Origin of the sequence: Celeribacter sp., assembly GCF_048259695.1 — a bacterium.
Classification (GTDB): domain Bacteria; phylum Pseudomonadota; class Alphaproteobacteria; order Rhodobacterales; family Rhodobacteraceae; genus Celeribacter.
Genome location: NZ_JBLXHL010000001.1, coordinates 123910 through 138487 on the forward strand (window position 1 = coordinate 123910; position 14578 = coordinate 138487).

General features: G+C 60.5%; 15 protein-coding genes. 14 read left to right on the forward strand and 1 reads right to left on the reverse strand.

Features of this window, described 5'->3' with window-relative positions:
- The first annotated feature begins 346 nt into the window (after positions 1 to 346).
- The 3 genes from ACN0Q0_RS00595 (at position 347) to ACN0Q0_RS00605 (ending at position 3343) form a co-directional block, all read left to right on the forward strand.
- Positions 347 to 1342, forward strand: coding sequence for a phosphoadenosine phosphosulfate reductase (locus ACN0Q0_RS00595; RefSeq protein WP_417241406.1), 996 nt, complete (start codon positions 347 to 349; stop codon positions 1340 to 1342).
- 158 nt (positions 1343 to 1500) lie between these two features.
- Positions 1501 to 2916, forward strand: coding sequence for a hypothetical protein (locus ACN0Q0_RS00600; RefSeq protein WP_417241407.1), 1416 nt, complete (start codon positions 1501 to 1503; stop codon positions 2914 to 2916).
- A gap of 43 nt (positions 2917 to 2959) precedes the next feature.
- A complete protein-coding gene (locus ACN0Q0_RS00605) occupies positions 2960 to 3343 on the forward strand; it encodes a hypothetical protein (protein WP_417241408.1) in 384 nt (127 codons plus the stop codon).
- 122 nt (positions 3344 to 3465) lie between these two features.
- Here ACN0Q0_RS00605 and ACN0Q0_RS00610 read toward each other — a convergent pair whose 3' ends face one another.
- Complete coding sequence (locus ACN0Q0_RS00610) at positions 3466 to 3837, reverse strand: lysozyme inhibitor LprI family protein (RefSeq protein WP_417241409.1); 372 nt, start codon at positions 3835 to 3837, stop codon at positions 3466 to 3468.
- Between the two features lie 186 nt (positions 3838 to 4023).
- Between ACN0Q0_RS00610 and pyrC the strand changes: the two genes are divergently transcribed.
- The 11 genes from pyrC to ACN0Q0_RS00665 all read left to right on the forward strand — a co-directional run bounded on the left by pyrC (position 4024) and on the right by ACN0Q0_RS00665 (position 14560).
- Positions 4024 to 5064, forward strand: a complete 1041-nt coding sequence (gene pyrC, locus ACN0Q0_RS00615; protein WP_417241410.1) for a dihydroorotase — start codon at positions 4024 to 4026, stop codon at positions 5062 to 5064.
- Positions 5065 to 5103: 39 nt separating this feature from the next.
- Positions 5104 to 5784, forward strand: a complete 681-nt coding sequence (locus tag ACN0Q0_RS00620; RefSeq protein WP_417241411.1) for an orotate phosphoribosyltransferase — start codon at positions 5104 to 5106, stop codon at positions 5782 to 5784.
- A gap of 206 nt (positions 5785 to 5990) precedes the next feature.
- Positions 5991 to 7553: a replicative DNA helicase gene (locus ACN0Q0_RS00625; protein WP_417241412.1), complete on the forward strand. Its 1563-nt coding sequence runs from the start codon at positions 5991 to 5993 to the stop codon at positions 7551 to 7553.
- An 82-nt stretch (positions 7554 to 7635) separates the two neighbouring features.
- The gene (gene alr / locus ACN0Q0_RS00630) at positions 7636 to 8676 is read left to right on the forward strand and encodes an alanine racemase (protein WP_417241413.1); all 1041 of its coding nucleotides are present in this window, start codon (positions 7636 to 7638) and stop codon (positions 8674 to 8676) included.
- The gene (locus ACN0Q0_RS00635) at positions 8673 to 9464 is read left to right on the forward strand and encodes an MlaE family ABC transporter permease (RefSeq protein ID WP_417241414.1); all 792 of its coding nucleotides are present in this window, start codon (positions 8673 to 8675) and stop codon (positions 9462 to 9464) included. Before alr ends, ACN0Q0_RS00635 begins: the two co-directional genes overlap by 4 nt.
- Positions 9461 to 10210 carry an ABC transporter ATP-binding protein gene (locus ACN0Q0_RS00640; RefSeq protein WP_417241415.1) on the forward strand — a complete coding sequence of 250 codons (750 nt, stop codon included), beginning with the start codon at positions 9461 to 9463 and terminating at the stop codon, positions 10208 to 10210. Before ACN0Q0_RS00635 ends, ACN0Q0_RS00640 begins: the two co-directional genes overlap by 4 nt.
- 165 nt (positions 10211 to 10375) lie before the next feature.
- The gene (locus ACN0Q0_RS00645) at positions 10376 to 11185 is read left to right on the forward strand and encodes a DNA repair protein (RefSeq protein WP_417241416.1); all 810 of its coding nucleotides are present in this window, start codon (positions 10376 to 10378) and stop codon (positions 11183 to 11185) included.
- Between the two features lie 99 nt (positions 11186 to 11284).
- On the forward strand, positions 11285 to 11722 hold the full coding sequence (locus ACN0Q0_RS00650; RefSeq protein ID WP_417241417.1) for a paraquat-inducible protein A: 438 nt from the start codon (positions 11285 to 11287) through the stop codon (positions 11720 to 11722).
- A 92-nt stretch (positions 11723 to 11814) separates the two neighbouring features.
- Positions 11815 to 13185: a DNA repair protein RadA gene (gene radA, locus ACN0Q0_RS00655; RefSeq protein ID WP_417241418.1), complete on the forward strand. Its 1371-nt coding sequence runs from the start codon at positions 11815 to 11817 to the stop codon at positions 13183 to 13185.
- Between the two features lie 82 nt (positions 13186 to 13267).
- Complete coding sequence (locus tag ACN0Q0_RS00660) at positions 13268 to 13822, forward strand: CvpA family protein (protein ID WP_417241419.1); 555 nt, start codon at positions 13268 to 13270, stop codon at positions 13820 to 13822.
- 117 nt (positions 13823 to 13939) lie between these two features.
- A complete protein-coding gene (locus tag ACN0Q0_RS00665) occupies positions 13940 to 14560 on the forward strand; it encodes a class I SAM-dependent methyltransferase (RefSeq protein ID WP_417241420.1) in 621 nt (206 codons plus the stop codon).
- The last annotated feature ends 18 nt before the right edge of the window (positions 14561 to 14578 follow it).

Consider the following 14578-nt stretch of genomic DNA (forward strand, 5'->3'; position numbering starts at 1 on the left):
CACGATCCGCCGGTGCTCACTTGGCCTCACACCCCTGTGGCCGCCACGATCACCGGACATGTCCCCCCCCCACATCGTCTCGGCACCCGATCGCCCATCGCGGTGGGGATGGTGGCTGCACGGCAAATGTTGCCGGTTTGGCATCGAATTCGGCCGGTTTGGCCACATTGTTCCGCCTTGGTCAACGATGCGCCACATTCAACGCAAACATACTTTTTATTACCCGCAGAACGCCCTAGTTCTTCCTTGGAGCATTAACCATTTTGCGTCACCTTAGAGCAAGCGACCGGACACAGTCGCCCCGTTTACGCACCTGAATTACGCACCCAAGGAACACAGAGTTCACATGACTGGCGACACCGCGCATCCCGCTTTGGCCTCGGCCGATCTCGACGACATCTCCCGACTGCCCCGCAATGCGTGGTGTGCAGCTCTGGACGATACCGCCGAAGAGTTGGGCTATTTCGAACAATTGGGCCGCGATCATGCCTGTGCCTTTATCGAGGGCGGCGACACACTGTTGGTGGCGTTCGACCGTTATGAGCGCGCTGTTCAAACAACCGCAAACGGTTACCCCGAGGCCTTTAATCTCGCGCTCGATAACGGATGGTCGCACCTGTCCATTCTCGCCCATAACGGTCCGGCCGCCGCACCGTGGTTCCGCGCACAATCGGTCTACGACTATTTCGACCGCCTCGTGGATGACGGCTTTTTCGAAGAGTACGACCGCGTTGTCTTTTATGGCGCGGGATCGTGTGGCTACGCCGCAAGCGCCTTTAGCGTTGCGGCACCGGGGTCAACCGTCATCGCACTCTCCCCCCAGGCCACCCTGGACAGCCGCCTTGCCATATGGGACACCCGCTTTCCCTCGACACGGCGTGCGGATTTCACCTCGCGCTACGGGTTTGCCCCACATATGATCGAGGGCGCCGATGCGGCATGGGTGCTGTATGACCCCTACCAGACAACGGATGCCATGCACGCCGCCCTGTTCAATGCCCCGCATGTCACACGCCGCCCCGTGCCACACTTTGGTAACGATATCGAATCCCGCCTGATCGAGATGGACATCCTTGAACCGATCCTTGGACTGGCGATGACCGGCACGCTGACCTCTCCGGCCCTCACCCGCCTGCTGCGCGCACGGCGCGACAACAAGCCGTACTTGCGTCACCTGCTCGACGCGCTTGACGCCAAAGGCAACCCCAACCGCATCGTGACCCTGTGTCAGGCCGTCACGGCCAGATTCCAAAATGCGCCCCGTTTCCGAAAGGCCCTAAAAGAGGCGCAACATGCCATAAAGACCGCGCAAGACACCCCCGCCGACGCCGAAAACGCATAACCGCACCCCCACGCGCGACATTCGACACGCGGCATGGCCCCGCGACACGCTCTGCGCACATGGCGCACACTCCACATTTCACCCTCCGCACGGGTCTTTCATCTTTTGTTTGGGCTTTGTTAACCGACTCTGTCGCACATTAGGCCCAAGGAGACCTGATGATGACCGACAGCTATACTGCCCCCCACGAGACCACGGATGGTGACGCCAAAGCCGCCACGCCGCACCACACGGTGCCCCCCCGGACTGCGGCACCTGCGTTGACGGCGGTCGATGATCTCGCCGTGGTCCGCGCACAGATTGCGGCGCTTAAATCCCGCGAATCCGCGCTATGTGACGAAATCCGCACCTGTGCGACCGACACGGGCGGCGAACGTGTTGCCGGACTGAATGTCGACGCCATGATCGAGACGCGCCGCCCCCGACGCATCGACATGTCAAAACTGCCCGTTGAGATCATGAGCGACCCGAACATGTATCGCAGCGATCTGGCGACCCATGTGCTGATCTGGCCCAAAGCCCGCACACTGGCGGCGCCGGAAATCATGGCACATCCCGATACTCCGCACGATGACAGCACACAGGAGCCCCTGCGCAACCTGAGTGACGCCCACCTGTGTGAGGCCCAACCATATGAAACCGAAGACACCCGTGATGACATGCCCGATGAGGGTGCGGTCCATGACACCGGTCCGGACGCGCCCTGTGCGCCGCAGCCCCCCGTACACGCCGCAGCCGCCGAGGGCGACAGCCACGACAACCTTGCCCCACCAATTGAGGACGCATGTGAGGTTGAGACCAGTGAAGATGAGGTATGCGAGGACGTTCTGAGCGAGACGGACGCCGTTGACACCGCGCACGAACAGGCCCCGTCCGAGCCCCTGATCACGATCTCCGAGGAGCACGACCTGCGCAGCCCTGACACGTCAGCGCGGGATATTCCCCCCGCACAGAGCGACGATCATTTCGCCTTTGCGGCCCGCGGCGGAAACGACACCGCCGATGACCCCGCCAAAGACCCGACCTGTGACGAGATCACCAATATCTTTGCCCAGGAGCCGTCCAACGCGGCCTACGGCCCCGCGCCGGAGGACATCGATGACAGCTCCCCGTTCCTGTTGACCAAAGCCATTGCGCGCCTCACGGCCAAAACCACCACACCCCCGGCCCCCGCAAGCGAAAGCCCCGTCACCACACCCGACACAGCCGCCATATCGCACGCGGTCAAAGGGGCCATCATCGAGATTCTGGAACGCCCCGCGCCACGCGACCTGAAACCGACAGGGATCGCGGAACTCCAACCCCTTGCAGGGCTTCACAACGAACACGTTGCCGCCGTGCTGGCCGATGCACAGGCCCCGCTCGAAAGCGCCCCGATGGATTTCGAACTCGAAGAGGCCCATGCCCTCGAAGCCAGAGCTGACGCCTTGTTGGCGCGGGTCGATGCGGGTGAGGAGATCGACGATTTGCGCGCCCCCTCCGCCCCCAACCCCTACGGATTCGAGAGCACGGAAGACTACGGCAGCAATGTCGCGGCCTTTGCCTCGCGTCGCGCCGCAAACCGTGACGATTAACCCGACCCAATTCCGCCCGACCTGATCCAGAAGGAGACAGACCATGGACCTGAGCCAGTCCCCCGTCGACGAACTTGCGACCCTGCGCCGGAAAATCACCGAATTGCGCGTGCGTGAACGCATGTTGGAGGCCGCATTCTTGCAAACCCGTGACACCGGTGTGTTCTGCGGCTACCGCGCCAATGTCCGCATTGAGCGCAGTATGCAAGACGTCTTTGACATCACCAAACTGCCCGCCCGGATCCTCGATGATCCGCAATTCCAATCGACGCGGGTCGTGACCAAGGTCCGCGTAGAACCGCGTTTCGACGCGCCATTGCACCTGTCCCGCGACACCGCAAACGGGGCGCAAACCGCTCACACCACCGGCGCGGTGATTGACCATGATGCCCGCACCGCGCACCCGCGGCGGATTACCATTCAGTAAGGAGGGACCATAGGCCCATCTGACCCCCGGCGTTCAAACGGCGCATGAGCGCGCGCCCCACAGAAACCTGAGCGCGCGCGCCCCGCCGCAATATCCCCGTGTATTCTGGCGCTTATGGCGCGTCATGGACCCTCATAGACGTTGCGCAATTCCTGGGTGCGTTGGCGGGTCAGGTGGTCCAGACAGCTATATTCAATCAACGGCTGAATGCTTCCGCCCTCATATCGCGACGCCGCCGCAACACAGGCCGCATCACGATAGGGAATCCACGCCCGCTGCGCATCGCGCAACGCCATCGCCGCATCATTGCTCCACTCATAAGCCACGTCCAACGACCAGATATAGGTCGCATTCAAATCCTCATCAGCCGCGAGATAGGCCTCATAGGCACAATGGTTCATCTCGTATTGCGTCATCGCGGTCTCGCAGTCGACCTCTTGCGCCAACGCGGGTGCGGCACAAACCGCCGCGATCAAAATCAAAAAGTGACGCATGAGAACCTCCCCTAAGGTCAAAACAGACTGCACGAACCGTATCCCCACCCCACCACCCTGTCGAGTAATCTGACCCGTAATGTGGTGCGCGGTCCGCCGCTTACGGATAGGTTTTCGACCAAACGCTCAAATAAATGCCGCGCGGCCCCACTGGCGCTTTTCGTGCGAACACGGTAAGCGATAGCCATGACTGACATTCTCACGATCCGCAGCCCCGACGACTGGCACCTGCACTTGCGCGATGGCGCAATGCTGAACGCTGTCCTACCCGAAACCGCACGCCATTTCGCCCGTGCCATCATCATGCCGAACCTCGTTCCCCCTGTGGTCACGAGCGCCGATGCGAGCGCCTATCGCGAACGTATTCTGGCCGCCGCCCCCGGTGTCGGAACCTTCGAACCCCTGATGACGCTCTACCTCACCGAGGAAACAGATGCCGACGACGTGGCAAGCGCCCATGCGAGCGGATTGATCAAAGCGGTCAAACTCTACCCCGCCGGAGCCACCACCAATTCCGCCTCTGGTGTGAGCAATTTCGAAAACGTCCGCCCCGTGTTGGAAAAAATGGCCGAAATCGGCCTGCCCCTGTGCATCCACGGCGAGGTTGTGTCCCCCGAGGTCGATATTTTCGATCGCGAGAAGGTCTTTATCGAGACGGTTCTGGACCCGATCCGCCGCTCCACGCCCGGCTTGCGGGTGATCATGGAACATATCACCACCAAGGACGGCGTTGATTATGCCCGCTCTGGCGGCGACACACTTGGTGCAACCATCACCACGCACCACCTTGTGATCAACCGCAACCACATCCTCGTGGGCGGAATAAAACCCCACTATTATTGCCTGCCCGTGGCCAAGCGTGAACTCCACCGTCTGGCCTTGGTCGAGGCGGCAACCTCGGGCGACAGCACATTCTTTTTGGGGACTGATAGCGCCCCCCATCTGGATAATGCGAAAGAGACGGCCTGTGGCTGTGCGGGCTGTTTTACCGCGACCAACACCATGTCGATCCTCGCGGAAGTCTTTGAAAAAGAGGGAAAACTCGACAATCTTGAGGCCTTTACCTCGATAAACGGCCCGACGTTCTACCGGCTGCCGGTCAACGAGACGACGATCACCCTGACCAAAGGCGACCCCGTCCCCTACCCCGCCAAAATCGACACGCCGAACGGGCCACTGACCCTGTTCGATCCGCAAATGCCGCTTCATTGGAGCGTTGAGGCCTAAGGCCACACCCCAGACCACGATCAGACCAAGGACCACGCCATGATCCCCTCCTCCTTTCCCGATAGCACGGAAATTGCCCGCCTGACCGCACGGATGCTGCTTGAAATCGGCGCGGTCAACTTTCGCCCTGCGGACCCGTTCATCCTGGCTTCCGGCCTGCCGTCGCCCACCTATATCGACTGTCGCAAGCTGATCTCCTACCCGCGCATCCGGTCGACACTGATGGATTTCCTCGCCGTGGAAACCATGCGCGTGGCGGGGTTCGAGGCCTTTGACAACATCGCCGGCGGCGAAACCGCGGGCATTCCGTTTGCGGCCCTTGTGGCGGAGCGCATGGCGCTGCCGATGACCTATGTGCGCAAAAAGCCCAAAGGCTACGGCCGTGGCGCGCGGATCGAGGGCGATATGTCCGAGGGTCAGCGCGTGCTTCTGGTCGAGGATCTCACCACCGACGGCGGCTCCAAACTGTCCTTTGTCGATGCGATCCGCGACACGGGAGCCACCTGTGCGTGGACGGCTGTTATTTTCTATTACGGCATTTTCCCCGAAACCGAAAAGACGCTTGGCGATCACGGTGTCGGCCTGATTTCGCTCTGCACATGGTGGGACGTTCTGGCCGAAGCGAAGGCGCAAGGGGCGTTTGACGCGGCAACCTTGTCCGAGGTCGAAAGTTTTCTCAACGCGCCGCGCGAATGGCAAGAGGCAAACAAAAAAGCCTGAGCACAAAAGAATAGATCAAAAGAATGGCCGCGCTCAACCGAGTGCGGCTTTTCCATTTGGACGCTTGACCTTAGCGCATGTTTGCGGCCAAAGCGGCGAGTTATCCACAAAACATACATTTTGAAACCGCGCGCTTAGATCGTTAAGAAACCTCTACGCCGCGACACCTGCGAGTCGCGCAGTCATGGGATTTGGGGAACGATACGATGGACGATTACGCGGATATGGATCGGGGCGAACCAAGCCCGATGGACCAAGGCGCGCCCACACCCGCCCCAGACCAACTCCCCGCCGCCTCGCAAAAAAGCGCCGTGATTTCGTCCTATGAGGGCGCCGTGCCGCATAACATCGAGGCCGAACAACAGCTTCTCGGGGCGCTTTTGACCAACAACGAGGTCTACGACAAAATCGCCTCGATCATCACGAACGAACACTTTTTCGATCCGGTCCACCGCGACATTTTCGACAAGGCGGCCGAGCGGATTTCCAAAAACATGCTCGCCTCTCCCGTGACGCTCAAGGCGTATATGGAAGACCACGAGGGCCTGCGCGAGCTGGGCGGGCCGTCCTATCTGGCCAAACTCGCCGCCTCCGCCATTTCCACCTACGCCGTGCGCGACTATGCGCAGCTGATTTACGACCTGTTCTTGCGCCGCCAATTGATCGAGCTCGGCCATGAAATCGCAGGGGCGGCCAATTCGGGCAGCGACACCCGCGACCCCACCGAACAGATCATCGCCGCCGAGGCCCGCCTGTATTCCCTCGCCGAACAGGGCAAGAGCGACACAGGGTTCCAATCCTTTCTATCCGCGGTCACCGAGGCCGTTCTGTCGGCCAATACCGCCTATGAGCGCGGGGGCGGCATGGCGGGCATTGCCACGCAACTTGCTGATCTCGATAAGAAAATGGGCGGGCTGCACAAATCCGACCTGATCATTTTGGCGGGTCGTCCGTCGATGGGGAAAACATCGCTTGCGACCAACATCGCCTACAACGTGGCCAAAAACTACAAAAAGGGTACATTGCACGATGGATCCATCGGTGCCGTCGAGGGCGGTGTTGTGGGGTTCTATTCGCTCGAGATGAGCGCCGAGCAATTGGCCGCACGTATTCTGGCCGAAGCCTCCGAAATTTCGTCGCACAAAATCCGTCAAGGGGACATGACCGAGGACGAGTTCCGCCGGTTTGTCGACGCCGCCAAGACGCTTGAGTCCTGTCCGCTTTATATCGACGACACGCCCGCCTTGCCGATTTCGCAACTGGCCGCGCGGGCGCGTCGTTTGCAGCGCACCCACGGGCTTGATGTGTTGATCGTCGACTATCTGCAACTGGTGCGCGGCTCGCCAAGCACCCAGGGCAACCGCGTGCAGGAAATCGGCGAAATCTCGATGGGCCTCAAAGCCATCGCCAAGGAACTCAATGTGCCTGTGATTGCCCTGTCGCAGCTGTCGCGTATGGTGGAAAGTCGTGAGGACAAACGCCCGCAACTCTCGGACCTGCGCGAATCCGGCTCGATCGAACAAGACGCCGATGTGGTGATGTTCGTGTTCCGCGAGGAATACTATGTCGAACGTGAAAAGCCCTCCGACGACGATCCCAACTTTGCCGAATGGCAGGATAAAATGAACCGCCTTTACGGCAAGGCCGAGGTCATTCTGGGCAAGCAACGTCACGGCCCGATTGGTTCGGTTGGTCTCAGTTTCGAGGCGGAGTTCACCCGTTTCGGCAACCTCGCACAGCCGTGGCAGGAACGCCCCGACGAGTATTAAGGACACACGCCCCGTCGCGGCGGCCAGGGCACCCACAATTTTGCCTTGCGTCACGCGGTGCGCGGCGTCAAAACACAACGTCATGGGTACATCTGTTTTACATATCGATCTGAATGCGTTGCGCGACAACTGGCGTGCGCTTGACGCGCTATCGGCGCCACACGTGGAAACCGCCGCCGTGGTCAAGGCCAACGGCTATGGCACAGGGGCGGCCAAAGCGGCGCGGGCCTTGCAAAAGGCGGGTGCAAAGACGTTTTTTGTCGCAGCCGTCGAAGAGGGCGTGACCCTGCGCGAGGCGCTTGGCCCCTCTCCCGAGATTTGCGTCTTTGGCGGGCATATGTCGGGCGACACCGACATGATCGCCGATATGCATCTCACCCCGATGCTCAATTCGCTCGAACAGACCACCCGCCATTTCGAGGCACTTCCGGGCCATCCGTTCGGTATCCAGCTTGACAGCGGAATGAACCGTCTGGGCATGGAACCGGTCGAATGGAACGCCATAAAAGAGGTCGTCATGCAGGCCGGTCCGCGTTTGGTGATGAGCCATCTGGCCTGTGCCGACGAACCGGACCACCCCATGAACGCACAGCAACTGGCGTGTTTCAAAGAGATGACAGACGGGCTTGACGTGCGCCGTGCGCTCTCGGCCACGGGCGGCATTCTGCTTGGCCCTGACTATCATTTCGACCTCGTACGTCCCGGGATCGGTCTTTACGGCGGGTTGCCGTTCGAGGACGCCAAATCCGTGGTCCGCGTCGAATGCCCCGTGATTCAGGTGCGCGATGTGGCCGCGGGCGAAACCGTGGGCTACGGCAACACATGGAGCGCCGAGCGCCCGTCGCGGGTCGCAACCATTTCAGCGGGCTACGCGGACGGTATTTTGCGCGCCATCTCCAACAATGCGGTGCTGTTTGACGGCGATACCCCCTGCCCGCTTGTCGGGCGGGTGTCGATGGATCTCATCACCGTGGATGTCACGCATCTGCCGCACCCGCCGCGGGCATTGGACCTTATTTGTGCGCACCAAACGGTGGACGAGTTGGCGCAAAATGCGGGGACCATCGGCTACGAAATCCTGACCTCGTTGGGCGGACGGTACACAAGGCGCTACACCGGATGAGCCGTCGCCTGATCACACGGCCCCTGGCCGGGCTGGGGGCTTCCGTTCTGGGGGCTTTGGCGTTGATCGGGCGGGTGACGATATTCACGCTGTCGGCCCTTCGCCACATGGTGACACCGCCGTTTTACACCCGCGAATTTCTCAATGCGCTGCTGCATGTCGGCTATCTGTCCTTGCCCGTTGTGGGGCTGACGGCGTTTTTCACAGGGGGCGCACTGGCCTTGCAAATCTACGCCGGTGGATCACGGTTCTCCGCCGAAGCCGTGGTGCCGCAAATCGTCGCCATCGGCATGGTGCGTGAACTTGGCCCCGTCTTGGTCGGCCTCATGGTCGCGGCCCGTGTAACGGCCTCGGTCGCGGCCGAGATTGCCACCATGAAAGTCACCGAACAGATCGACGCGCTTGTGACGCTTTCCACCCACCCGATGAAATACCTCACTGCACCGCGTGTTTTGGCGGGGTTGCTGACGGTGCCGGTTCTTGTCGGTGTTGGCGATATCATCGGCATTTTTGGCGGGTGGCTCGTCGCCACCAAATCGCTCGACTTCAACGCCGTGACCTATTTGCGCAACACCGTGGATTTCCTCGAGATGCCCGACATCGTATCCTCGCTCGTCAAAGGCTCGGTGTTCGGCGGCATCGCCACCCTGATGGGGTGCTATTTCGGCATGGAATCGGGACGCGGCGCGCAGGGCGTGGGCCAAGCGACAAAATCATCCGTCGTGGCCGCGGCCATTTTGATCCTCGCGGCAAACTTCCTTCTGACACAGGCATTCTTTTCCGTATGATCCAGTTAGAGAACGTCCATAAATCCTTTGGGTCCAAACAGATCCTGCGCGGTATCGATCTGTCGGTGACCAGGGGAAAAAGCCTTGTCATCATTGGGGGATCTGGCACGGGCAAATCCGTGACGCTCAAATGCGTGCTTGGTTTGGTCCAACCCGATCGGGGGATGATCCGCGTCAACGGTGAGGATGTGACCACGACCGGCGACCGCGATGCATTTCTGGCGCGGTTCGGGATGTTGTTTCAGGGTGCCGCCCTGTTCGACAGTATGCCCGTGTGGCAAAACGTGGCCTTTCGCCTGTTGCGCGGATCGCTCAAACGCCCCAAGGCCGAAGCCAAAGACATCGCGGTGGAAAAACTGCGCCGCGTAGGCCTCACCCCCGATGTCGCAGACCTCTATCCGGCGGAATTGTCGGGGGGGATGCAAAAACGTGTGGGCCTCGCACGCGCCATTGCCACCGACCCCGAAATCATCTTTTTCGACGAGCCAACCACGGGCCTCGACCCGATCATGGCGGGCGTGATCAATGATTTGATCCGTGAAATCGTCGTGGAAATGGGCGCCACAGCGATGACCATCACCCACGACATGACCTCCGTGCGTGCCATTGCCGATCAGGTGGCGATGCTGCACGCGGGTAAAATCCGGTGGTCCGGCCCCGTGGGCGACATGGATAGCGCGGGCGATCCCTACCTGCACCAATTCATCACCGGCTCTCCCGACGGACCGATAGAAACGGTTCGCTAACGCGCCCGACCTGTCGGATGCCACCCCAGTGTTTCCGTTGCGGCAACAAAAGCCGGAAACAGCCGGAACCATTGCCGCAACAACCGGAAAAATCCGGATTAAAGCATTGATTTTTTGGAGATTCGCGGCAAAATTAACCCTGTTTGTATTTTTGGGGTAACGATAATGTCCGACGCACAACAGGGCGGCGGCCGGGAAACTGGCCCGCTGTTACAACACATTTTCCAAACCATAACCATGTGGGTTCTGATCGGCGCAACCGTGGCCGTTTGGGCCACCGTGATCGCATCCGCCACCGGCATCTGGCCATGGCTCGGCCTTGATATGCGGTTTGGCACCGGTGACTCAATCGACGCCGGTGCCTATGTGCAAACGGGTGTTGCCGTGTTGTTGACCGCGCTATGCACCTACCTGCCGAGCGTCACGCGGATGCTGTCCCTTGAACGCTCGCACCGGACGTTTTCGGTAACGATGGATGATGTGGTCCGCGCCTATCAGGTGAGCCACCAATCCGACCGCGCGCGCGTCTTTGCCCTGTCGTCTGAATTTGACGCGGTGCGCGAACGGCTTTTGCATATGCGCGACCACCCCGACCTGTCGCGTCTGGAACCTGAAGTGTTGGAACTTGCCGCCCAGATGTCGCACACCACCCGCGATTTTGCCGACATCTATTCCGACGTGCGCATCGAGCGGGCCAAGGCGTTTCTCAAAGAGCGCCAACACGAATTGAATGCGTTCCAGGAAAAGCTCACGATGGCCCTCGCCGTCACAGAGGAATTGCGCCGGTGGCAAAACGATGTCGAAGCCTCCGAACGCGAGGCCAACCGCCAGATGGACGTGTTGGAAAAGGATCTGCGCGCGATCCTGCCCTCTTTGGGGTATGAGCTGGATGACCCCATCCCGCTTGTCGATGACGATCATAAGGTTGTGCCGTTGCAGGGCGGCGCGGGCAGTTCGAAAGAGCGCCCGAACTAAAATGTGGTACGGCGCAGGCAGATCACACTCCGCCGCAAAGCCGTACAGACATTGAACTCTGCACTTGAACTGGCGAGGCGCGGGAGGCATCTGGGAGGAATGTCACCATTGCGTCTCGCCAACTTGTCCCTGCTGATCGTGTTCCCCGTTGCGTGGTGCGCCCCGTTGATGCGGGCGGGCCTGTTGCCGCTGTTTGGCCTCTCGGAGATCTCGGTTCTGTCGGGCATCACAAGCCTCTGGCGCACCGACATCGGCCTTGCGCTGATCGTCGTCCTCTTTGCCATTCTCGCCCCCCTTGCCAAGGTTCTCACCCTTGAGGGGATGTTGTCGGGTCGCATGCCTGCACGCCTCAAACCGTGGCTGTTTCATCTGGGGCGTCTGGCGATGGCGGATGTGTTTTTGATCGCGATTTATATCACGGTGGCCAAAGGCATCGGCGTTGGCCGCCTTGAGGTGGCGTGGGGCTTGTACCTGTTCACCGCCTGCGTTCTGGCCTCTTTGGCATTGAGCATGGCAAGCGGGGACAAGCGGGCTTGAAGCGGGGCGACTTGCGCGGGTAGAACAGCGGGACCGAACAATGCCGCCCAACGATGCCGTCCAACGATCCGCGCACAGCCACAGGAGCCGACATGGCCAAAGCCCAAAAGAATTACGTGTGCAACAAATGCGCTGCCGTGACGACAAAATGGTCGGGACGCTGTGATGAATGCGGCGAATGGAACACCATCGCCGAGGAAAAACCGCTGTCAACGTCTGGCCCGACCAAGAAAAGTCTGGGCGGGATGCGGGGCAAGCCCGTGGCGCTGTCCGATCTGTCCACCAAAGACGCGCCCCCCCCGCGCACCTCATCGGGCATCACCGAGTTGGACCGCGTGTTGGGCGGCGGTCTGGTCCCTGCGTCGGCCATTCTGGTGGGCGGCGATCCGGGCATTGGAAAATCAACGCTGTTGCTGCAAGCCGCTGCGCAATTTGCCGCCGAAGGGCTTAAGGTCATCTATGTCTCGGGCGAGGAATCCGCAGCCCAGGTGCGGATGCGGGCGCAGCGCCTCGGCCTTGGCAAGGCCCCCGTCAAACTGGCCGCCGAAACCAACCTGCGCGATATTCTGACCACGATTGAGGCCCAGGAACCCGATCTGGTGATTATCGATTCCATCCAGACCATGTGGGCCGACAATGTGGAAAGTGCGCCCGGATCGGTGTCACAGGTCCGCGCCGCCGCCCACGAGTTGACGACATTTGCCAAAACGCGCGGCGTCTCCGTGATCCTTGTCGGCCACGTCACCAAAGACGGGCAACTCGCAGGGCCGCGCGTGGTCGAACACATGGTCGATACCGTTCTCTATTTCGAGGGCGAGCGCGGGCACCATTTCCGCCTGTTACGGGCGGTCAAGAACCGGTTTGGCCCCTCTAACGAGATCGGCGTGTTCGAGATGACGGGCGACGGGCTGCGCGAGGTGAAAAACCCCTCTGCGCTGTTCTTGTCCGAGCGCGATGAACCTGCCCCCGGATCGGTGGTCTTTGCGGGCATCGAAGGCACGCGCCCCGTATTGGTCGAATTTCAGGCCCTCGTCGCCCCCTCGCCCCACGCCCAGGCCCGCCGCACGGTGGTGGGATGGGACGGCAGCCGTCTGGCGATGATCCTCGCCGTCTTGGAAAGCCGCTGTTCGATTCCCTTTGCGGGGCTGGATGTCTACCTCAACGTTGCCGGCGGCATGAAAGTGTCCGAACCCGCCGCCGATCTGGCCGTGGCCGCCGCCCTGTTGTCCGCCCGCGAAGACGTCGCGGTGCCAAAAGATTGTGTGGTTTTCGGGGAACTGTCCCTCTCGGGCAGTCTACGCCCCGTAAACCAGACCGAAAACAGGTTGAAAGAAGCGAAAAAACTTGGTTTTTCATCGGCCATCGTCCCTGCGCGCTCGAAAGCCGCGCAGAAAAGCGGTATGACGCTTCGGGAAATGTCCGATCTGGTCAATTTCGTTGGTGAAGTGTTCGGCGCGGGTTAAACCGCACCGGTGTGATTATGCGACGCAATACGCGCCGCCAAAAGACCGCCCCCCCGTGGGGCCAAATAAGGAACGGGACGGCATGGAAGGCTTTACACTCATCGACGGGATCGTCGCGCTTGTGATCATCGTATCCGCGCTTCTGGCCTATTCGCGCGGCTTTGTGCGCGAGGGAATGGCCATTGCGGGTTGGGTTGTGGCCGCGATTTTGGGCTATGTGTTCGGACCCAAAGCGGTGCCATTGGTGTCCGAGGTTCCCGTGCTCGGCGACTACATCCGCGACAGCTGCGAGTTGTCGACGCTGACGGGGTTTTTCGCGGTCTTTGCCGTTGCCCTGATTATTGTGTCGATCTTTACCCCGCTGTTTTCCTCCGTCATTCAACGGTCTGCTCTGGGCGGGATCGATCAGGGGCTCGGGTTCTTGTTCGGCGTGATTCGCGGGATCATTCTGGTTGCGATTGCACTGATCATTGTGGACCGTGTGACCACGGGCGACCCGATTGAAATGTTGGAGAATTCGCGCACGTCAAAGGTCTTTGCCCGCTCGCAAGAGCGCCTTGAAAGCAGCCTGCCCGACGACGCCCCCGGTTGGATCACCCAACGCTACGAGTCGCTTGTGAGCACCTGTTCCGAGTAAATCCGGTCCTGTCGGAAATTTGGGGCGGCCCGCTTGAATAGCGCGGCCGCCCTTTCCATATGGGGAGGAGTGGATGTAAATACATTTAACATAAAAACCGATAGAACAGGGATCAACATGGCCAACTCACCCCGCTTTTGGAACCTCATCGCCCGTAAATACATTGCCGCCCCCGTTGCCAACGAAGAGATCTACCAAAGCAAACTCGAACGCACCCGTCGCCTGCTTCGCCCCGACTGGGACATGCTCGAAATCGGCTGTGGGTCGGGCAACACCGCATTGGCCCACGCGCCCTTTGTCAAACAGATTACCGCCTGTGATTTCAGCGCCGCAATGTTGGAGCACGGGCGCACCCGCGCCGCCAATGAGGGGATCGATAATGTCGCGTTTGTTCAGACGTCTCTGGCCGGCATCGACGTGCCGCCCACCTATGATGCCGTTTTGATGCTGTCGGTGATCCACCTGATCCCCGATTGGGCGTCCGCAGTCCGCAAAGCGGCGCAATTGATGCGGCCGGGCGGGGTTTTCATCTCGTCAACCGTAACCATCGACACGATGTCACCCAAAATGCGCGCCATTCTGACTTTGGTCAACGTACTCCCCGTGCTGCCCACGGTTGCCCGCATATCGCGTGCCGCATTGGTGGCTGAAATCGAGGCAAACGGATTGGTTGTCGAAGAGAACTGGCAACCCGAGGGCCACGATTCCGTCTTTATCATCGCCCGTAAACCCGCATAGGTGACGCAAAGGCAAAAA

Bases quoted from the DNA above. Each gene is read 5' to 3' on its own strand.
- ACN0Q0_RS00595 (WP_417241406.1), top strand. From the start codon at position 347: ATGACTGGCGACACCGCGCATCCCGCTTTGGCCTCGGCCGATCTCGAC.
- ACN0Q0_RS00600 (WP_417241407.1), top strand. From the start codon at position 1,501: ATGATGACCGACAGCTATACTGCCCCCCACGAGACCACGGATGGTGAC.
- ACN0Q0_RS00605 (WP_417241408.1), top strand. From the start codon at position 2,960: ATGGACCTGAGCCAGTCCCCCGTCGACGAACTTGCGACCCTGCGCCGG.
- ACN0Q0_RS00610 (WP_417241409.1), bottom strand. From the start codon at position 3,837: ATGCGTCACTTTTTGATTTTGATCGCGGCGGTTTGTGCCGCACCCGCG.
- pyrC (WP_417241410.1), top strand. From the start codon at position 4,024: ATGACTGACATTCTCACGATCCGCAGCCCCGACGACTGGCACCTGCAC.
- ACN0Q0_RS00620 (WP_417241411.1), top strand. From the start codon at position 5,104: ATGATCCCCTCCTCCTTTCCCGATAGCACGGAAATTGCCCGCCTGACC.
- ACN0Q0_RS00625 (WP_417241412.1), top strand. From the start codon at position 5,991: ATGGACGATTACGCGGATATGGATCGGGGCGAACCAAGCCCGATGGAC.
- alr (WP_417241413.1), top strand. From the start codon at position 7,636: ATGGGTACATCTGTTTTACATATCGATCTGAATGCGTTGCGCGACAAC.
- ACN0Q0_RS00635 (WP_417241414.1), top strand. From the start codon at position 8,673: ATGAGCCGTCGCCTGATCACACGGCCCCTGGCCGGGCTGGGGGCTTCC.
- ACN0Q0_RS00640 (WP_417241415.1), top strand. From the start codon at position 9,461: ATGATCCAGTTAGAGAACGTCCATAAATCCTTTGGGTCCAAACAGATC.
- ACN0Q0_RS00645 (WP_417241416.1), top strand. From the start codon at position 10,376: ATGTCCGACGCACAACAGGGCGGCGGCCGGGAAACTGGCCCGCTGTTA.
- ACN0Q0_RS00650 (WP_417241417.1), top strand. From the start codon at position 11,285: ATGTCACCATTGCGTCTCGCCAACTTGTCCCTGCTGATCGTGTTCCCC.
- radA (WP_417241418.1), top strand. From the start codon at position 11,815: ATGGCCAAAGCCCAAAAGAATTACGTGTGCAACAAATGCGCTGCCGTG.
- ACN0Q0_RS00660 (WP_417241419.1), top strand. From the start codon at position 13,268: ATGGAAGGCTTTACACTCATCGACGGGATCGTCGCGCTTGTGATCATC.
- ACN0Q0_RS00665 (WP_417241420.1), top strand. From the start codon at position 13,940: ATGGCCAACTCACCCCGCTTTTGGAACCTCATCGCCCGTAAATACATT.